Below are 19,101 nucleotides of genomic sequence, written 5' to 3'. Positions count from 1 at the left end.
CGAATCAACCGGGCCTTCGGGACGATCGGGGGCATAAAGAGTCCACTGCCTCACACAGAAAACAGGAGCCCGCAGCTGATGGAAGACAACGCCGATGTTCGCGTACCGGTTCTCGTCGTGGGCGGCTCCCTCGTGGGCCTGTCCACCTCGCTGTTCCTGAGCCGCCACGGAGTGAGGCACCTGCTGGTCGAGAAGCACTCCGGAACCTCCCCGCACCCGCGGGGGCGCGGGATCAACGCCCGCACGATGGAGCTCTTCCGCACGGCGGGGGCCGAGCACGCGATCCGCCGGGCGGCGTCCGTACTGGAGGGCAACCAGGGCATTCTGCAGGCCGAGTCGCTGACCACCGACAGCAGCCACAACTGGCTGATCAAGTCGATCGACCCGTCGGGCGCGCTGCGCCGGTTCAGCCCGACCGGCTGGTGCCTGTGCAGCCAGAACAACATCGAGCCGGTGCTGGCCGCGCAGAGCGGCGCGCAGGGCGCCGACATCCGGTTCTCGACCGAGCTGATGACCTTCGATCAGGACGCGGCGGGGGTGAGCGCCGTGGTCAAGGACCGCAGGACGGGCGAGCACACCACCGTTCGGGCGGATTTCCTCATCGCGGCGGACGGGCCGCGCAGCCCCGTGCGGGAGCACCTGCGCATTCCCCAGACGGGTAACGGCGAGCTGTTCCACAACGTGAGCGTCACCTTCCGCTCCCACCGGCTCCCCGAGGTGCTGGGCGATCTCCGCTTCATCGTGTGCTACCTGATGCGCCCGGGCGCGGACGGTGCGCTGCTGCCGGTGGACAACGCGAACCAGTGGGTCTTCCACGCCCCCTGGCACCCCGACCGGGGCGAGACCCTGGAGGACTTCACCGACGAGCGCTGCGTGGAGCAGATCCGCAACGCGATCGGAGTGCCCGACCTGGACGTGGAGATCGGCGGCAAGGCTCCGTGGCACGCCGCCGAACGGGTGGCGGAGCGGTTTTCGTCCGGACGGGTGTTCCTGGTCGGGGACGCGGCCCACGAGATGTCACCCACCGGCGCCTTCGGCTCGAACACGGGCATCCAGGACGCGCACAACCTGGCGTGGAAGGTCGCCGCGGTGCTGGACGGCTCGGCCGGCCTGGGGCTGCTCGACAGCTACGACGCGGAGCGGCTGCCGGTGGCCAGGGCCACGAGCGAGCGCGCCTCGGCCCGTTCGGCGGAACACAGCCACCCGGGGTACGCGCCGCCGCCCACGATGGGCGGCGGACCGGGCAGCGGGGTCCTCACCACGGCGATGGGCTACTGCTACCCGGACCCGGACGCCGCGGTGGTCGGCGGCGACCCGGCCCGGCCCGTCATCCCGGAGGCGCTGCGTCTGACGGGCGACGCCGGCACCCGGGCCCCGCACATGTGGCTGACCCGGGCCGGAGCCGGCGAGCGGATCTCGACCCTGGACCTCTACGAGCGCTCGTTCGCGCTGCTCAGCAGCCCGGGAACACCCTGGCAGGGGGCGGCGCGACAGGTGGCCGCACAGCTGTCCGCGCGGCTGGACGCCTACACCATCGGCTCCGGGCCGGGCGCCGACCTCCTCCAGGAGGAGGGCGCCGACTGGGCCGAGCTGCACGCGTTGGACCCCGCGGGCGCGGTGCTCGTACGCCCGGACGGGTTCGTGGCGTGGCGCGCGGAGGGGGCCGTGGCCGATCCCCGGGCGACGCTGCTCGAGGTCCTCTCCACGGTGCTCCGCCGGACGTGACCCCTTCACTCCCCCTCCCGCCGGCCGTGCGCGCGGCCGGCGGCAGGGGTCCAGCGACGGACCCGGCGACGGGCTCGGGGGCAGGCTCAGCGGCAGGCCCAGCAGCCCGCCCAGCAGCCGGCGGGCGGCCGGTCGGGATGCGGGCGACCGCGGGTCGGACCGCTCTTCACCGCGTCGCGGGCCCCGGCGGCGCGGCGTGCGCAACAGGCCACCACGACCGCTATCGCGGCCAGTTCCTCGGGTGCGGCCAGACCCTTCTCGACACGCAGCAGGCTCGATATCGGTACGTCGTTCTGCATCGGCACGGCCTCTCGTACGGGGGCTGCGCGTGCGCCCTGCCGCGGCGCGAGGGATCGACCGTCTCGGCGCCCGCGCGGGCTGCGCTCAGGTGGCCCGGCGCGTTCCGGTGGGGTGTGCCGCGGATGCGCGCCGGCCGGCGGATTCCTGTCGGACCACCAGGACTCCTGACGCGACCGACGCTACAAGCGCGCGGCGGACCCGGCACGTTGGCCGGGAGCGGGCGTCCTCGCCCGCGCCGGGGCGCGGCGCGGTCCCCGGGTCGGCCGTGACCGGCCGCGAGGCCCTGCTCTGCCGGGGCTGCGCGGGGCGCTTGTACGCGGTGTGCACCACCGACGGCGGCGGCCGCGGGAAGACGGTCGGCGAGTGGGAGGTCGACCACGAGATGCCGACCTCCTGCCCGCTCGCCGGGCTGCTGCCGCTCACCGGAAGGGCCTCCTCGGTCTACGACCTGCCCGGCGCGGAGGAGGTCCTCGGCCGGCCGAACTGATCGGGCGGGCTGGGCCGCACGGGTGAAGGGCGCTCGGGTGAGAGGGCGTGGGAGAGCGGCGCGTTCAACGTATGAACTCCCTTGGCCCGTACGCCCCTTCCCGGTTCAATCTCTTGACGCCCGCGGGGGCGGGGAGCACAGTGTCCAGCGGCGCCGCTTGAGAGCGCTCTCACGCGGTGCGCTCCCCCCGACTCCCCGGCCGAGAGGGCCCCCATGCGTGAGACATCCGGTAGGAAACGACCGACCGTCCGACGGGCCGTGACCGCCGCGCTCGGCACGATCGCCGCGCTCGCGGCCACCGCCGCGGCCGTCACCCTGCCCGCCAGCGCCGCGGCTCCCCCCACCCCGCCCGGCTGGTCCCAGGTGTTCCTGGACGACTTCAACGGGGCCGCGGGCTCTGGCGTCAACACCGCCGACTGGCAGTACACCACCGGCACGAGCTACCCGGGCGGCCCGGCGAACTTCGGCACCGGCGAGGTGGAGACGATGACGGCCGACCTCGCCAACGTCTCCCTCGACGGCGCCGGCAACCTGCTCATCACCCCGCGGCGGGACGCCGCCGGGAACTGGACCTCCGGCCGCGTCGAGACCAGGCGCGCCGACTTCCAGCCTCCGGCCGGCGGCACGCTCCGTACCGAGGCGCGCATCCAGATGCCGAACGTCACGGGCCCGGCGGCCAAGGGCTACTGGCCCGCGTTCTGGATGCTGGGGGCTCCGTACCGCGGCAACTGGTGGAACTGGCCCGGCATCGGCGAGCTCGACATCCTGGAGAACGTCCAGGGCATCAACAACGTCTGGGCCACCATGCACTGCGGGACGAGCCCGGGCGGCCCCTGCAACGAGACCTCCGGCATTGGCGGCCAGCGCGTCTGCCCCGGCACCAGCTGCCAGGGCGGCTTCCACACCTACGCCGTCGAGTGGGACCGGTCGACCGCCGTCGAGCAGATGCGCTTCTCCGTCGACGGGATCACCTTCCACACCGTGCGGGCGGATCAGGTGGACGCCGCCACGTGGACGAACGCCACGAACCACGGCTACTTCGTCATCCTCAACGTCGCCATGGGCGGCGGGTTCCCGGACGCCTTCGGCGGCGGCCCGGACGCGGGCACCGAGCCCGGCCATCCGATGGTCGTCGACTACGTGTCCGTCCTGCGGTCGACCGGAGGCACGACCCCGCCCACGACCCCGCCCACCACTGCGCCGGCCGGGCGGCGCGACGCGTACTCCGCGATCCAGGCCGAGTCCTACGACGGCCAGGCGGGGGTGGTGAAGGAGACCACCTCGGACACCGGCGGCGGCCAGGACATCGCCGCGATCGGCAACGGCGACTGGGCCCTCTACCGGGGCGTCGACTTCGGCTCCACGGCCGCGCGGCAGTTCTACGGGCGCGTCGCCTCCGGCGCTGCCGGCGGGGTCAGCGGACTCGTCGAGGTCCGGCTGGACAGCCGTGCCAGCGCCCCGATCGGCAGCTTCTCCGTGGCGAACACCGGCGGCTGGCAGAGCTGGCGGACGGTACCGGCGAACATCGGCAGCGTCACGGGCACGCACGACGTGTACCTGACCTTCACCAGCGGCCAGAGCGCCGACTACGTGAACGTCAACTGGTTCGACTTCGGCCACTGAGCCGGGGACGCGTACGGGGCACGCCGCGACGGCGTGCCCCGTACCGGGCCGGGCGCCGGGTCAGCGCGCCGCGCCGAAGTCCTGCGTCCAGTAGTCGCCGGGCTGCGCGTGGCCGATGCCGATCTCCTTGAAGGAGCAGTTGAGGATGTTCGCCCGGTGACCCGGGCTGTTCATCCAGCCCTCCATGACCTTCGCGGCGGTGCCGTAGCCGTAGGCGACGTTCTCGCCGTACGTCGACCACGTGTACCCGGCGCGGGTGATGCGCGCACCCGGGTCGGAGCCGTCCGAGCCGGTGTGGGACATGGTGTTGTGCGCGGCCATGTCCGCGCTGTGGTCCTGCGCGGCCTTCGTCAGCTTCGCGTTGACGGTCAGCGCCGGGCACCCGGCAGCGGCGCGCTCCTGGTTGACGAGCGCGAGGACCTCGGCGGCGGCGCCGGTCGGGGCGGGGGACGACGCGGCCGGTGCGGTGGGCGCCGGCGTCGCGACCGGCGGCTTCGCCGGCGTCGACTTGGGCTTGGGCTTGGGCTGCGGCGCCGGCGGGGGCGTCTCGACGACCGGCTGGGTGGTGGGCTCGGCGGGCGCCGTCGGGACCTCGGTCGGGACCGGGGATTCCACGGGCTGCCGCGTGCCCGGGAGGCCGAGCGGGGCGCCGCGCCAGGGGTTGGCGTCGTGCCGGGCCGCGGTGGGCCGGCCGGACCACCCGCCCTCCTGCGTGTCGAAGCACGCCATGGCGGCGGTGGGCACGCCCACGATCGCCAGCGCTCCGACGGCGACGACTATCTTCCGACGATGCGTCTTCTTACGGTGCTTCCTCATGCGTGACCTCACTCGGTGATCGCGAAGCTCCCGGCGCCGGACCGCGGGACGCCGGAGGAGCCGCCATTCTGAAAAGCCCGGCCGCGACCTGGCAAGCCGCTACTACTAAGCCGCATAGGAGTGGCGGGGTGCGGCTTGAATCGGCCGGAAGATCGTGCATTTCCCCACCCCGGCCACCCCGGCACGCCCCTGACGCGACACCAGAACCGTCCTCCATCAGCAGCGTTGGCGGACGCGGAATCAGAGCCTCCGGTTCCATTTCTGCCGGAGTGCGGCATGTCCCCGTGAAACGGGCACAAAAGCGGAAATGTCGACCGCTCGACGATCACCCCGACCCCCGCCGGCCGACACCCGCACCGTGATGCATGTCACGGATTCCGGGCCTCCCCGTACCGCCCCGCGGCGCCCGGCGGTACGGGTTACCCTGCTGCCCCGGCCGGGCGACCGGTCGCGGACACCCAGGAGGACCGCCCGTGCCCGTACAGCGTCCCGGGAACCGCCCCACTCTGGAGGCGGTGGCAGAGCGCGCCGGGGTGTCCCGGGCCACCGCGTCCCGCGTCGTCAACGGCGGTGACGGGGTCCGCGCGCACCTGGTGGACAAGGTGCGCGAAGCCGTCCGGGACCTCGGGTACGTACCCAACCGCGCGGCCCGCACCCTGGTCACCCGGCGCACGGACGCCGTCGCGGTGATCGTCGCCGAGCCGGAGGTCCGGATCTTCTCCGACCCCTTCTTCTCCCGCCAGATCCGCGGCATCAGCAAGGAACTAACCGCGCACGACACCCAGTTGGTGCTGCTGCTGGTGGAGGACCGCGGGGACTACGACCGCATCGGGCGCTATCTGGCGGGCGGCCACGTGGACGGGGCCCTCGCCTTCTCCCTGCACACCGACGATCCGCTGCCCGCGCTCACGCGCCGGCTCGGCATGCCCACGGTCTACGGCGGGCGGCCGGGCTGGACGGCCGCGACCGGGGAGCCCGACGGCGTGCCGTACGTCGACGCGGACAACCGCGGCGGTGCCCGGGCGGCCGTACGGTACCTGCTGGAGCGGGGGCGCGAGCGGATCGCGCACATCGCCGGCCCGCTCGACCAGACCTCGGCGGCCGACCGGCTCAGCGGCTACCGGGACGTGCTGCCCGCGGCCGATCCCGCGCTGGTAGCGGAGGGGGACTTCACCGTGGCGGGCGGGGCCCGCGCGATGGCCGAACTACTGGAGCGCGGCACCGGCGTCGACGCGGTGTTCGCCGCGAACGACCTGATGGCCACGGGCGCGCTCCGGGTGCTGCGGGAGGCCGGCCGCGCGGTGCCGGCGGATGTGGCCGTGGTCGGCTTCGACGACGCCGAGCCGGTGGCCGAGAGCGCCGATCCGCCGCTGACGACCGTACGCCAGGACGTCGAGGGCATGGGCCGGCTGATGGCGCGGCTGCTCCTGGGCATCCTGGGCGGGGACCGGGGCGAGGGGGCCTCGCCCGGTCCGGTGATCACCGCCACCGAACTGGTCCGGCGCGCGTCGGCCTGAGACCGGGAGCCGGGACCCGCCGGAGGCGGGCAGCCGGACGCGCCGGGGCCCGTGGTGACGGGCCCCGGCGCGCCGGGTTGCCGATCCCCGGTCAGCGCCGCACCGGGCACTTCTTCCAGGAGAAGTGGTACACGCTGTTGATGCTGCCGTCCGTCGAGTCGAGCGCCATGTAGCTGGTCTTGGCCGGGTCGGAGGTTCCGACCTCGGCGCGCAGTTCGGTGTTGATGTTGAAGTTGCGCTGTTCGCCGCAGGGGGCGAAGACGAGGGCCTGGACGCCGGTGGTGTCGGTCGCCTGCCAGTTGTCGTCGAGCGCGCCCGTGAACTTGTGGGTGCGCTGGGCGGTCTGGCTCATGCCCTGGAAGTAGTAGCTGGCCTTCTGGGTTCCGATCGCACCCTCCTGGAGGCTGCCGAAGCCCCGGTAGTCGGCCTTGGCCACTGCGTAGGTGAAGCCCTGGGGGACGTGGACGACGAGGGAGAGCTGACAGTTCTTGCGGCCTGCGGTGGCGGGGGCGCCGCCGCCCGCCTCGGCCACGTACTCGCTGTAGGTGACGGTGAAGGCGGTGTTGTCCGGCGAGACGGCGACTTCGGCACTGCCTGGGCGGCAGCCCGTTCCGTTGACGGTGGCGACGTCCACGGTCACCTCGTCGGAGGGAGCCTTGACGGCGGGAGCCGAGGCCGAGGCCCCGGCCGAGGGGACGAGCGTGACGAAAGCTGCGGTCACGGCGGCTGCGGTGAATCCGGTACGGAGCGAGTTGATCACGTGGACATGGATAGCGCTCGGCGGCGGCGCCGGGCGGTCGACAGGTACGCGGACTCACCTCTATGGCGGCAGCGGTTCACCGCAGAAACGTTTATCCCATACATAACGGACGGCCGAATGGCTCCACCTCGCGTCAGGTCCATGCGATTCATCCCGTTTCTCCTAATATCGGCGCAATGAGGAGTCACCTGCCCCGCGCCCATCGGTCCGCCGTCGTGTCGGCATGGGTGATCGCCGCCGCCGTGACCCTCGCGGCGGTGAGCCCCGCCCCGGCCCTCGCCGGGGCCCCGCACGCCGTGGGCCGCCACGCCGACCCCGTCGGAGGGCCGGAGCCGAAGGCCGACGAGGCCGCCGTGATCGGCGAGGGGCACGCCCGGGTGCACGCACGGCTCCGGGAGGCCGCCCAGGGCACGCAGTCCTATCCGCAGGCCAAGCGCACCGCGAGCCTGGCCGCGCTGCAGGAGTCCCAGCTCAAGACCAACGCGGGCTTCGCGGCTGCCGAGTCCGGCCGTTTCACGGAGTTCTTCCCCTCGCCCGACTTCGGCGTCCACGTGGCACTGCTGCCGACCGGCAAGGTGCTGCTCTTCTCCTTCGAGCGCATGGAGACCGACCCCACCAAGGAGACCGGGCCCACCAACACGGTCGGCCGGACGAACGCGGGCCGCGCCTACCTGTGGGACCCCTCCCGGGGGACCGGGCCGCGGGCCTTCAAGAAGGTGCCGCCGCCCGTGGTGCTGGTGCCGGACGGCCACTACGCCCCGCGCCCCGCGCCCTTCTTCTGCGCCGGGCACGCCTACCTCCCCAACGGGATGGTCGGCGTCTTCGGCGGGAACGTCGGCGGAAAGGGCGGCAGCGGCGCCAAGCTGTCCTTCGTGTTCGACCCGTGGACCGAGCACTGGTTCCGCAACCGGGACATGGCCGTGGGCCGCTGGTACCCGTCGGCCGTGACCGGGGCGGACGGCCGGCAGATCATCATGTCCGGCCAGTCCGAACGCGGCACGGGCACCCCCACTCCGGTGGTGGAGCGCTTCCCCTCGCTGGGGCATCGCGTGCCGTGGCGCCCGTTCGACATCCCGGTGGACCTCGCCTCGCAGCGGCTGCGCGTCGACGCCCCCTTCCGGAACGACTATCCGCACCTCTTCTCGCTGCGGGACGGGATGATCTACGGGCTGGGCCGCGACGCCGACCAGCAGTGGCTGTTCGACCCGGTCAAGGAGGTCCGCACCGACCTGCCGCGGCGGCCGGCCGACTTCCGGGGGTACGGTTCGGCCGTCCCGCTGCCGGCCGGGTTCCGGGGCCCGGACTCGGTGCTGGTGCTCGGCGGCGACCCGCGCGACCCGCTCACGTACCGGCTGTCCGGCGGCCGCTGGACCATCGAGGAGCCGCGCGCCTTCGGGCGTACGCAGGACGACACGCTGATCCTGCCGGACGGCACCCTGCTGACCGTGAACGGCGCCCTCGACACCCGGGATTACGGGAACGGGCCGTTCAACCCGAAGGCCGATCCGAAGTACCGGCAGATCGAGCTGCGCGACGCCCGCGGGCACTGGCGGCTCGGTCCGGCCCAGCGGCTGCCGCGCGGCTACCACTCCAACGCCCTGGTCCTGCCCGACGGCCGGATGCTGGTGACGGGGGACGAGCTCCAGCAGATCGCCAACGACCCCGACATCAAGGACGGGATGGACGGCAGCATCGAGCTCTACGAACCCGCCTACCTGCACCGGGGTCCGCGGCCGTCCCTCGAGCGGGCGCCGGCCGGCGAACTCGCCTACGACGCCGCCTTCCAGGTGTCGAGCGCCACGCCGGACCGGGTCGCGCGCGCCGTCCTGCTGGCGCCGACGACCGTGACCCACTCGGTGAACACCAGCCAGCGCCACCTGGAGCTCCGGCGCACGGGCGTCCACGGCAACACGATCGGGCTCCGCACGCCGCCGAGCGCGGCCGACGCCCCGCCCGGCTACTACATGCTGTTCCTGCTCGACGCGAAGGGCGTGCCCAGCACGGCGAAGTGGGTGAAGCTCGGGGTCCGCTGACCCCGCGGGCGGCTACCGGAAGCAGACCAGAGCCGCGTGCCCGGAGATGTCCATGTAATCGAGGAAGTCGCCCATCACCAGGACCGCGTCATACGGGGCCAGCGCGAGGGCCGGGCCCCGCCCCACCCGGACTGTGGCCGCCTCTTCCAGGGCGAGCACCAGCAGGGTCTCGTCCGACACGACGGCGCGCGAGAGCCGGCCCCGTACGACGGCGGTCGCCACCTCCGCGGCGCCCCGGCGGTGCATCACGTTGAAGTTGACCACGGGGCCCGACAGGAGCCGGCAGTCGGTCGGCTCGTCCCCGGGGAAGTCCTGCGGCGCGAACCGCTCGTCCACCAGGCGGCGGACACCCCCGACCGTGAGGTCCATGCCCGCGCCCTCGGCGAGGGTGAGGGTGCGGTCGATTCCGGGGAAGGCCGAGAACGGGCCGTCGGCGGCGACCTCGGCGAGGCTCGCCCGCCAGACGAAGTCGTCCGTGCCGGCGCCCTCGGGGAAAACCGCGATCTCCCGGGTGACTCCCCCGCCGTTCTTCCAGACGGTGGCGGCGCGATCGGCGGCCCGCAGGATCCGGACCTGGGCGCCGCTCCTCACGCTTCCTTCTCCATCGTGGGGCGCAGCCGCTCCAGCAGGGCGTAGAGCGTCGCGCTCTCGGTCTCGTCGAGGGTGTCGAGCGCGCCGTGCGTCGCCTGCATCTCCTCCCGTACCCGGCGGATGACCTCGCGGCCCGCGTCCGTCGCCACGACGTTCTTGACGCGGCGGTCGGCGGGGTCCGGTTCGCGGCGGACCAGCTCGCGGGCCTCCAGGCGGTCGACGATGCCGGTCACGTTCGACGCGTCGCACACCAGCAGGGTGGCCAGGCCGCGCATCGGGAGCGGGCCGTTCAGCTGGGCCAGGACCCTGGCCTGGGTGGAGGTGAGGCCGTAGTGCGCGGCCGCGGCCGCGAAGTCGCGCCACTGGGCGGTGCCGATGGCCGCGAGCAGTTCCAGCAGCTCGAGCTTGGAGGGGGCGTGCGTGGCGGTGTCGCTCATGCAAGGAGCCTACCCAGATTGATTGACATTATCAATTGTTTACTTGACTACCTTAACTATTGAGGTCTACCTTCGGTCGAGTTACTTGATGACGTCAAACATCTGCGTCCTGAAGCTCTGAAGTACGAAGAAGGTCCTGCCTCCCATGAGCACCCCCTCCCCCGCCGCCGCCCCGGCCGCCGCCGGGCAACGGAACGAGACGGTCATCGTCTTCGCCCTGAGCCTGGCCGCCATGGTCGTGTCGATGATGCAGACCCTGCCGGTCCCGATCCTGGGCCTGATCCGCAATGACCTCGGCACCTCCACCGCCAACGTGAGCTGGGTCACCACCGCCACCCTGCTGTCGGCGGCCGTCTTCACCCCGCTGCTCGGCCGCTTCGGCGACCAGCACGGCAAGAAGCCGACCCTGGTGGCCGTCCTCGGCGTCATGGTCGCCGGATCCGTCATCGCCGCGCTGGCCGGCTCGCTGCCCCTGCTGATCCTCGGCCGGGTGCTCCAGGGAGCCGCCACCGCGATCTTCCCGCTCGCCCTCTCCGTGCTGCGCGAGGAGGTCCGCCCGCAGAAGCTGCCGGGTGCCATGGCGCTGGTCAGCGGCACGCTCGCGTTCGGCAGCGGCCTCGCGCTCGTCGCCACCGGCCTGCTCACCTCCGGGTCCGGCGCGGACTACCGCAACGCCTTCTGGATGGCGACGGGCTTCGCGACCCTCGCCCTGCTGGCCGTGGTCTTCCTGGTGCCCGCGACCCGCCACAAGACGGGCGGTCGCACCGACTTCCTGGGCGCGCTGACCCTCGGCATCGCCCTGCTGCTGCTCCTGCTGCCGATCTCCCAGGGCCACGAGTGGGGCTGGACCTCCGGCCGTACGCTGGGCAGCTTCGCCGGTGCCGCCGTCATGACCGCCGTCTGGGTGCTCGTCGAGCGCAAGGTCCGCGAGCCCCTCGTCGACATGCGGATGTTCGTCCACCGCCCGGTGCTCATGGCCAACCTGGCCGGCATCCTCGTCGGCTTCGGCATGTTCGCGAACTTCCTGGGCGTCTCGTACCTCGTCCAGATGCCCGAGGCGCTCACCGGCTACGGCTTCGACGCCTCCATCCTGCGCGCCTCCGTGCAGTTCCTGCTGCCCGGCGCGATCGTCTCGCTCCTCGCCTCCCCCATCGGCGGCCAGCTGGTCCGCCACCGGGGTCCGCGCGTGGCGCTGGGCCTGGCCGCCGCGCTCGGCGCCGCCGGCTTCGCCTGGCTCGCCCTGGACCACGCCCACAGCGCGTCGGTGATCGGCGCCGGACTGGTCGTCGGCGCGGCCGTCAGCTTCGGCTACGCCGCCATGCCCGCCGTGATCATGTCCAGCGTCCCGCACCACCAGAGCGGTATCGCCAACGGCATCAACTCGATCTCCCGCTCCACGGGCAGCGCGATCGGCTCCGCCATCGTGACCACCATCCTGGCGTCCAAGACGATCGAGCACCTGCCGGCCGGCGTTCCCCCGCTGCCCGCCGAGTCCGGATTCACCCTCACCTTCGGGATCGGGGCCGCGGCCTTCGCGCTCGTCGCGGTGATCAGCTGGCTCGGCCTGCGGGGCGGGCACGGGACCGTGGCGGCGGGCGGCTCGGGACAGCCGTCGAAGGCCGCGGAGGAGGCGTCCGCCGAGAAGACCGACGCCGTGCGCTGACGCGCGGGGCACCGCATGGTGGGTGCATGAAGGCTACGGACATCATCGCCGACGGGTTCGGACGCATCCGGGAGATCGTGCACGAGGCCGTGGACGGCCTCCCGGCGGAGCGGCTCAACGCGCGCGTCGACCCGGCGGCGAACTCGATCACCTGGCTGGTCTGGCACCTGACCCGGATCCAGGACGACCACGTGGCGGACGCCGGGGACCTGAAGCAGGTGTGGCGGGCCGGGGGCTGGGCGGACCGGTTCGCCCTGCCGCTGCCCGCCGCGGCGACCGGGTACGGCCACACCGCCCGGCAGGTGGGCACGGTCCGGGTCGACTCCGGCGAGCTGCTGCTCGGGTACCACGACGCGGTGCACGAGCAGAGCCTGCGCTTCGTGCGCGGACTCGCCGCCGCCGACCTGGACCGGGTGGTCGACGAACGCTGGGATCCGCCCGTCACCCTGGGGGTGCGCCTGGTCAGCGTGCTGTCCGACGACCTCCAGCACGCCGGCCAGGCCGCCTTCGTACGGGGCCTGCTGGAGCGGGGCGCCGCCGGCTAGGGAACGGCACGCCGGAGCTGGTCGAGGTAGGCACGCGCCTCCGGGAGCTTGGGGTGCGTGGGGCCGCCGGTGCGCTCCAGGGCGGCGATGAAGCGTTCGGTCGCCGCCATGGCCTCCTCGCGCCGCCCCGCCTGGGCGTAGCCGGAGATGAGGGTGGTCAGCGCGCGCAGGGTTTCCACGTGGTCCGGGCCGAAGGTGTGCTCGCGCGCGGCGAGGGACGCCTTCAGGTACGGCAGGGCCTGCTCGTGGCGGCCGGCTTCCAGGTGGGCGATCGCGAGGTTGTGGTAGCGGTAGGAGACCTCGTCGCTGTCGGCTCCGTGGATGCGCTCGAAGCCGTGGACGGCCCGTTCGTAGCAGGCAACGGCCGCGTCGAGGTCCCCGGCGTCGTGGTGCAGGTGCGCCAGGTTGTCCAGCCAGGTGTAGGTGGCGATGTGGTCGGGCCCGTAGAAGCGCTCCATGTCCGCGACGATCTCCCGGCACAGCGCGGTGGCCTCGGGCAGCCTGCGGGCCTCGCGGTAAGCCCGGTACAGCTTCGTCTTGCGGGCCTCCAGGCGCTCCCCGCCCGGCCGCAGGACCCGCCTGCTGCCGGCCACGGTCTCCTCCAGCAGGCCGATCGCCCGGTCCTCGCGGCCCGCCTCCGCGTAGGCATCCGACAGCTTCTCGCGCCAGTCGAGGCTCTGCTCCTCGTCCACGTCGGGGCTGAGCTCGCCGCCCTCCAGGGCCTGTTCGAGGTACGGCACGGCCTCCAGGGGACGCCCGGCCGACAGGTGGGCGGCCCCGATCGCCTGGAGGGTGATCAGGGTGTCGTGGGCGTGCGGACCGAGGGAGGCCGCCTGGTGGCCCAGGTTCTCCAGCAGCAGGGGGATCGCCCGGTCCTGCATGTAGGTGTCCCCGGGCGGGGCCGCTGCGGACCAGACGCACAGGAAGAGGGCGTAGTTGTGGCGCAGCCGCAGGACGTCCTCGTGACCCGGGCCCAGCCGCCGCTCGGCCTCGACGAGTTCCTCGCGCATCCGCATGGTGGCGTCCGGGCTGAGGTGTACGGGTGCGTCGCCGGGGTCGTCCAGCCGCAGGTCGAGCGGAGGCGACGGAGTCCCGGGCTCCGGTGGCGGATTCCCGGGCTCCGGCGGGTTCGGGGGCTTCTCCGGGGCGCCCTTGGCGCGGTTCCTACGGAACATCGCGGTCACTCTCCTTGCTCGGTGGCGGTCACAGGGGGGACCCGAGATCCCGTACGAGCTCCAGCAGTTCCCGGATCGCGGTGTACGGGGCGCGCCCGCCGTCGAGGTAGGCGCCCAGGGCGGCCCGGTCGGCCGCGGTCAGCGAGGCGAGCGGACGTCCGGCGAAGGAGAGCGGGTCTCCGAGGTCGTGCACGGCGGTGCCGTGGACCACGTGCCGGCCGCCGGGTGCGGCGATCACGGTGTGCTGACCGCCCCGCGCGGGCCCGGCGAGGGGCCGCGGCCGCGGCACGGCGGCGAGATCCACCGCGTCGTGGAAGTACGTCGCCGCCCCCTCGCCCCGGGCCCGCCCGCCGACGACCCGCCACCCCGGGACGGCGGACAGGTGCTCCAGTCGGGGTCCGGCCGCGTTCCAGGCGGTCACCATGGTCCGGTCGGACTCCGGTTGGAAGAAATAGACGCCCCCGGTCGACGCGGCGGTCACGAACTCGTGGGGCGAGAGGAAGGCGGCGGCCTCCACCGTGCCGTGCTGCTCGGGCACCTGCCACCAGCCGCGGGCGGACAGCGGCCGCAGCTCCGCGTCGGTGAGGATCACCCGGCGGTCACCGGCCAGCAGGAGCCGCTGTCCGGAGGGGTCGGCGGCGTGGACGGTGCAGCGCTCCAGGCCCAGGTCCCGCAGGTCGATCCGCTCCCACGGCCGGCCCACCGCGCCGACCAGGGCCACGGGCGCGCCCGACAGCAGGACGACGAATCCCCCGGCGGTGGCGAAGGTCCGCGCCCCGATGAAGTCCGGGCCGGACCCGAGTACCTCCGCCGCCCGGCCCGGCCGGTACAGGACGAGTTCGGGGGCCATCCACAGGATCGTGCGCAGTGCCAGGACCGCTTCGGGTCCGAGGCAGGTCACGGGGGCGGTGCCCACCCTGATGTGGTCGGCGGACCAGAGGAGGGACCGGGCGGAGAGGTCGTACACGTCGATGCGTGTGGCGTACTCGTCGCGGGGCCGCCCCCGGCTCGGGGGGCGGTACGTCTCCCTGGTCATGACCGGCGTCCCGGGAGCGAAGGAGAGCCGGTCCGGTGCCACCGGGCCGTCGCGGCGGGGCAGGTGCCACACCGCCCGCGCGGCCGCGATCCGGGCGGTGCGTTCGGCGGCCTGCGGCCGGTGGCGGCGCGAGGTCAGCCGGACGGCCAGGCTCCGGCCTGGGCCGTCCTCGGGCGGGGCCCAGTGCTCGGGCGGGTGGCGGTGGGCGATGCGGATCGCGTCGGTGACGGGGATCCTGCGCATGAGGTCCCACAGCCCCGTGCGGTCGGCGCCCCGGACCAGCCGTTCGGCCGCCCCGTCGATCTCCGCAGCCGTGCCCCAGGGCAGGCGGTCGGCGCCGCGCCGCTCCCGCAGGTACAGCAGCGCACGGCCGATGGCGGCGCCTTCGGCTTCGGCGGTGGCGGCCGTGTCCGGATCGCGGGCGAGGCGCTCCCGGTGCACGGCCAGGCTCTCCTCGGCGATGGCGACGGCCTCCGTGTGCCGCCCGAGCGCGATGAGCCTGGCCGCCGCGTCGTCGAGTTGGGCGGCGAGCACGTCCCGGTAGTGGGGACGGACCTCGGCGAGCTGGCGGTAGAGGTGGAGCGCCTCCAGTTGCGTGTCGACCGCTTCGGCGTGCCGACCCGCGTTCCACAGGTGCAGGCTCTGGATGCCCAGGGTGGCGGCCAGGTCGTCCCCGAAGCGCGCGGGATTGAGTTCCGCCATCCGGCGGGCGTACTCCACGACCGCTCCGGCGCCCTCGGCCGCCTCGTCGCGGCGTCCGGACACCGACAGCAGGAAGCTCTTCACCATCTCCAGGCGGTTCACGTCCGAGGACATGCTCCACCACAGGAAGGGATCGTGGTCCAGCACCTCCCCGAAGAGCCGTTCCGCCTCGGCCACGGCATCGTGCGCCTCCTCTGCGGCCCCGGCCTCCCGGAGCGCGAAGGCCAGCCGGGTGTGCGCCTGGGCCAGGGCGCCCAGGACGGCCGGGGCCGCTCCGTCCTCCGGCATCAGCCCGATCGCCTCCAGGAGGAGGTCGACGCGGTGCTCTGCGGGGACCTCCTCCAGGAAGAGCCCGCCGAGGTTGAGGAGGGCCTCGGCGTACGCGGACCGGTGCGCCGGATCCTGCTCGGCGGCCTCCCGGGTGAGGAGTACGGCCTCCTCCATGTACCGGAGCGCCTCGCCGCGGCGGCCCGCCTTGAGGTGGGCGCCGACCAGCTCCGAGCAGAGCCGGGCGCGCTCGATGCCGTCTCCGGCGCGTTCCAGGCGCTGGGTGGTGAGCCGTACGGCCAGTTCCCCGGCCCCGCCCTCCACCCGTACGTCGCCCGCCGGCAGCAGGGGCTCGATGGCCCCCAGGACGTCGAGCTCCACGGAGTCGAGGCCGGCGATCGCGGTCAGTACGGAGCCGCCGCCCCGGACGGCGAGGGCGGGGTCGCGGCGCAGCAGCGGGAAGAGAACGGCGGGGCCGACGTGCGGCCAGCGTTCGGCCGCGGCGATGAGGAAGGTGAGGGCCCGCGGTGTCCAGGCGGGGGCGGCCCCTCCGTCGCGCCGGAGGACGCGGGTGGTCGCGGTGACGGACCACAGGTCGGCCGGGTAGCCGGTGACGGGACTGCCGGGGAGGGTGAGGGCGAGGTAGTCCTCGGCGAGCCGGTCGGGGAGCAGCGGTTCGAGTACGTGGGCGGCCGCCGGGTCGGTGGGCGGGTAGTGGACGGCGTGGGCGCTCAGGGCCCGGTCGGCCGGGGTGTTCAGCAGGAGCCGGTCCAGGAGGGGGCGGGCGGTGTCGCGGCGCATCGGGCCGGTGAGGACGGCGGTGAAGACGGTGCGCGCGAGGTCGAGGGCGCGGCGGTCGCCGGCCTCGGCGCCCGCGGTGTGCGCGCCGCCGGGATCGCCCGTGTCGTGCCCGTCCGTCCGGCGCCAGTTGTCGTGCTCGCGGTCGAGCAGGTAGGCGGTCATTCCGGCGAGGCCGGCGGGCGGTTCCCGGCCGCCGGCCCGGGCGTCGACGGTGACGAGCGCGGCCATGTGGACGGCGAGGGTCAGCCCGAAGTCGGGGCGGGCGAGGTCCTCGTACGGCGGGCGCAGGCCGGCGAGGGCCGCGGCGTCGGGGTAGTGGGCGGCGAAGCTGCGCCGGGCGGCCTCGAACATCCGGCTGCGTTCGCCCTGTTGCCCGGAGAGCGGGTCGAGCGGCTGGTCGGAGAGATCGGTCACGCGCCGCTGCCGGCTCAGCTGCGCGCGCAGGGCGGGCCAGGGCCGTACCGAGCGGGCGATGAGGAGGACGCGGGCGGGGAGTTCGCCGAGGAGCAGCCCGTTGTGGAACAGCCAGCGGAGGTGGGCGTCCGGCCAGCGGTCGGCGTAGTCGACGAGCAGCAGCACCCCGGCCCGGTGGTCGGTGCGCAGGTCCTGGCTGCCCTCGGCGGGCGGGTGGGTGTCGGTGCCGTGGACGGCGTCCACGACGAGCCAGCCGGCGTCGGCGCATTCGGCGGCGAAGCGGGCGGCGAGGCGGGACTTGCCCGCGCCGCCGGGTCCGTGCAGCCAGCGTACGGCCGAGCGGTCGGGCTGCTCGCGCCACTCCCTCAGCCGGGCCAGCTCCGCTTCGCGGCCGGTGAACTCCACGATCTCGCTGCGGGCGTCGAGCATCCGGCTGGGTTGGGCGCGCAGCCAGGCGGAGTCCCGGCGCAGGGTGTCGGCCGGTCCGCGCGGGTCGCGCGCGTAGAGCAGGTAGACGGGGGTGCCGTCGCCGAAGACGTGGATGTCGGCGCCGACCGCGCCGTAGGCGAAGCCGGCGACGGCGCGGACTTGCTGGTGGACCTCCTCGGGGAGGTCCACGGTCAGCCGGTCCCGTCCGCGCCGTCCTCGTCGGCGGGCGGTGGCACCTGCCCTTCGGCCGCCTGGTGGTAGTGGAGGTTGCCGCCCTGCACGGCGAAGAGGGTGCCGTGGTCGCGTGCGGTGTTCGACTGCGTCCACACCTGTCGCTCGGTCGGCAGGCCGCTCTGTACGCGGGCGACCAGCTCGCGCAATTCGCTTTCGGTGTCGGGGTGTTCCTCCAGCAGCAGGAGCAGTCGCCTGCGCCATACGGGCATCAGCTCCGCCCGGATCTCGTCCGCGCCGGCCGGCTCGGCGCGCCCGACGAGGACGGCGTCCTCGTCGAGCTGCGCCCCGATCGCCTCCCCGCGGGCCTCGCCGCCCCGCCCGAAGAGCCGGACGACCCCGCCGCGGGCGCCCTGCCAGACGTCGGTGGCCATGGCTCCGATCAGCGCGGTGGCGCCCGCGCCGGCGAGTGCCGTCAGTGACTCGGCCAGCATCCGTCCTCCTGGTTTCGATGCGCCGGGCAGTCCCGGCGGTGCGGAACTCCCCTTGCCTCGGCCCAGGTTAGCCCGGGTGGTGGCTGCCCGTCCTCAGCCGCGGAAGGCGGCCGGGCGTTCCGGGGAGGCCTCGGCCAGGGCCTTGGTCACCCCGTCGATGCCTTCGCGGAGCCCGTAGACGGGGGTGTCGGGCTGCTGGCGCCAGGAGTCGTCGATGCCGCCGGCGTCGACGGTGTCGAAGCCGAGTTCGTCGATGAGGGCGCGGACGGCCTTCTTCGCGGCCTCGTCGTCGCCGGCGACGGGCAGTGCCATGCGGTCCGGGGCGCCGGCCGGGCGGTGCCGGTCGAGGATGTCCTGGGCGTAGGTGCCGTTGAACGCCTTGACCACGCGGTGCCCGAGCTGCCGCTCCGTCCACCGGCTCTCGGTCAGCCCCTCGTCCTCGACGGCGGCGATCCGGCCGTCGCGCTGCTGCGGGTAGTAGTTGTTGGTGTCGATGACGCTGAACCCCGGGGCGGCCTCGTCGAAGAGGCCCGCGGGCAGGTCCGGCACGTTCTTGAAGGGGACGGTGACCACGACGATCTCGGCGCCGCGCGCCGCTTCGGCGACGGTGACGGGGGTGGCCCCGGTCTCCTCGGCGAGCGCGGTCAGGGTCTGGGGGCCGCGCGAGTTCGCCACGGACACGTCGTGCCCGAGGGCCGTGAGCCGGCGGGTGAGGTTGCCGCCGATGTTCCCTGCGCCGATGATGCCGATCTTCATGAGCTCTCCCGTGCGTGCGGTATCGGGTGGTGCGCTGGTACGAACTCCCCCGGACGGCACGGCATTCCGTCCCGGGGCGCGCGTCGCCCGGACGAGCGACGCGATCGGGCCGACGTACGGGGTCCGGCGGTGCTGAGGATCCCGCTGACCTGGCCCGCACCCCCGGCGGCGTAGCATTCCGGCCATTCCACGCATTCCGAGAACCGGCCGGGACCGACACGAAAGGGAGGGGGGGGGGGCCGGGCCGGGGGCGCCCCCCCCCCCCCCCCCCCCGGGCCCCCGGGGGGGGGGGGCCGCGGGCGGGGGGGCTGTGCTCACCCGCGCCGAACCAAAAGCGCCCGCCGCCCGCGGGGGCGCCC

At 73.9% G+C, this 19,101-nt stretch carries 16 protein-coding genes; 7 read left to right on the top strand and 9 right to left on the bottom strand.

The window, feature by feature from the left end; translation table 11 throughout:
• The first annotated feature begins 78 nt into the window (after positions 1-78).
• Positions 79-1,725, top strand: a complete 1,647-nt coding sequence (locus ACGFYU_RS00080; RefSeq protein ID WP_393824929.1) for an FAD-dependent oxidoreductase — start codon at positions 79-81, stop codon at positions 1,723-1,725.
• Between the two features lie 86 nt (positions 1,726-1,811).
• Here ACGFYU_RS00080 and ACGFYU_RS00075 read toward each other — a convergent pair whose 3' ends face one another.
• Positions 1,812-2,024: an acyl-CoA carboxylase epsilon subunit gene (locus ACGFYU_RS00075; protein WP_393824928.1), complete on the bottom strand. Its 213-nt coding sequence runs from the start codon at positions 2,022-2,024 to the stop codon at positions 1,812-1,814.
• 266 nt (positions 2,025-2,290) lie between these two features.
• On the opposite strand from ACGFYU_RS00075, the gene ACGFYU_RS00070 reads away from it, so the two are divergent.
• Together ACGFYU_RS00070 and ACGFYU_RS00065 are read left to right on the top strand one after the other, a co-directional pair.
• The gene (locus ACGFYU_RS00070; protein ID WP_393824927.1) at positions 2,291-2,512 is read left to right on the top strand and encodes a hypothetical protein; all 222 of its coding nucleotides are present in this window, start codon (positions 2,291-2,293) and stop codon (positions 2,510-2,512) included.
• 213 nt (positions 2,513-2,725) lie between these two features.
• Positions 2,726-4,135: a glycoside hydrolase family 16 protein gene (locus tag ACGFYU_RS00065; RefSeq protein WP_393824926.1), complete on the top strand. Its 1,410-nt coding sequence runs from the start codon at positions 2,726-2,728 to the stop codon at positions 4,133-4,135.
• A 60-nt stretch (positions 4,136-4,195) separates the two neighbouring features.
• Here the strand turns inward: ACGFYU_RS00065 and ACGFYU_RS00060 are convergent, their stop codons facing one another.
• Entirely contained in the window at positions 4,196-4,951 is a 756-nt protein-coding gene (locus ACGFYU_RS00060; protein ID WP_393824925.1) for a CAP domain-containing protein, read from the bottom strand.
• A 473-nt stretch (positions 4,952-5,424) separates the two neighbouring features.
• Between ACGFYU_RS00060 and ACGFYU_RS00055 the strand changes: the two genes are divergently transcribed.
• The gene (locus ACGFYU_RS00055) at positions 5,425-6,468 is read left to right on the top strand and encodes a LacI family DNA-binding transcriptional regulator (RefSeq protein ID WP_393824924.1); all 1,044 of its coding nucleotides are present in this window, start codon (positions 5,425-5,427) and stop codon (positions 6,466-6,468) included.
• Positions 6,469-6,559: 91 nt separating this feature from the next.
• On the opposite strand, the gene ACGFYU_RS00050 is transcribed toward ACGFYU_RS00055, so the two are convergent.
• A complete protein-coding gene (locus ACGFYU_RS00050) occupies positions 6,560-7,228 on the bottom strand; it encodes a DUF4360 domain-containing protein (protein ID WP_393824923.1) in 669 nt (222 codons plus the stop codon).
• Between the two features lie 176 nt (positions 7,229-7,404).
• Between ACGFYU_RS00050 and ACGFYU_RS00045 the strand changes: the two genes are divergently transcribed.
• Complete coding sequence (locus ACGFYU_RS00045) at positions 7,405-9,261, top strand: galactose oxidase-like domain-containing protein (protein ID WP_393824922.1); 1,857 nt, start codon at positions 7,405-7,407, stop codon at positions 9,259-9,261.
• 12 nt (positions 9,262-9,273) lie between these two features.
• Here ACGFYU_RS00045 and ACGFYU_RS00040 read toward each other — a convergent pair whose 3' ends face one another.
• Together ACGFYU_RS00040 and ACGFYU_RS00035 are read right to left on the bottom strand one after the other, a co-directional pair.
• Entirely contained in the window at positions 9,274-9,852 is a 579-nt protein-coding gene (locus tag ACGFYU_RS00040; RefSeq protein WP_393824921.1) for a HutD family protein, read from the bottom strand.
• Positions 9,849-10,289 (bottom strand): MarR family winged helix-turn-helix transcriptional regulator, encoded by a 441-nt coding sequence (locus ACGFYU_RS00035; RefSeq protein ID WP_393824920.1) that lies wholly within the window; start codon positions 10,287-10,289, stop codon positions 9,849-9,851. Before ACGFYU_RS00035 ends, ACGFYU_RS00040 begins: the two co-directional genes overlap by 4 nt.
• 145 nt (positions 10,290-10,434) lie before the next feature.
• Between ACGFYU_RS00035 and ACGFYU_RS00030 the strand changes: the two genes are divergently transcribed.
• Positions 10,435-11,952, top strand: a complete 1,518-nt coding sequence (locus ACGFYU_RS00030; RefSeq protein ID WP_393824919.1) for an MFS transporter — start codon at positions 10,435-10,437, stop codon at positions 11,950-11,952.
• Positions 11,953-11,978: 26 nt separating this feature from the next.
• Positions 11,979-12,497, top strand: coding sequence for a DinB family protein (locus tag ACGFYU_RS00025; protein ID WP_393824918.1), 519 nt, complete (start codon positions 11,979-11,981; stop codon positions 12,495-12,497).
• Here the strand turns inward: ACGFYU_RS00025 and ACGFYU_RS00020 are convergent.
• The 4 genes from ACGFYU_RS00020 to ACGFYU_RS00005 form a co-directional block, all read right to left on the bottom strand.
• The gene (locus ACGFYU_RS00020; protein ID WP_393824917.1) at positions 12,494-13,672 is read right to left on the bottom strand and encodes a tetratricopeptide repeat protein; all 1,179 of its coding nucleotides are present in this window, start codon (positions 13,670-13,672) and stop codon (positions 12,494-12,496) included. The two genes, ACGFYU_RS00025 and ACGFYU_RS00020, sit on opposite strands and share 4 nt — an antisense overlap.
• A gap of 28 nt (positions 13,673-13,700) precedes the next feature.
• Positions 13,701-17,510 carry a hypothetical protein gene (locus ACGFYU_RS00015; RefSeq protein ID WP_393824916.1) on the bottom strand — a complete coding sequence of 1,270 codons (3,810 nt, stop codon included), beginning with the start codon at positions 17,508-17,510 and terminating at the stop codon, positions 13,701-13,703.
• A gap of 2 nt (positions 17,511-17,512) precedes the next feature.
• Positions 17,513-17,986 (bottom strand): hypothetical protein, encoded by a 474-nt coding sequence (locus ACGFYU_RS00010; RefSeq protein WP_393824915.1) that lies wholly within the window; start codon positions 17,984-17,986, stop codon positions 17,513-17,515.
• Between the two features lie 93 nt (positions 17,987-18,079).
• Complete coding sequence (locus tag ACGFYU_RS00005) at positions 18,080-18,742, bottom strand: NADPH-dependent F420 reductase (protein WP_393824914.1); 663 nt, start codon at positions 18,740-18,742, stop codon at positions 18,080-18,082.
• Positions 18,743-19,101 lie beyond the last annotated feature (359 nt).

The organism is Streptomyces sp. NPDC048337 (assembly GCF_043201175.1).
GTDB lineage: Bacteria > Actinomycetota > Actinomycetes > Streptomycetales > Streptomycetaceae > Streptomyces.
Note: the sequence above shows the minus strand (reverse complement) of the source record. Positions and strands in the feature narration are given on the sequence as shown.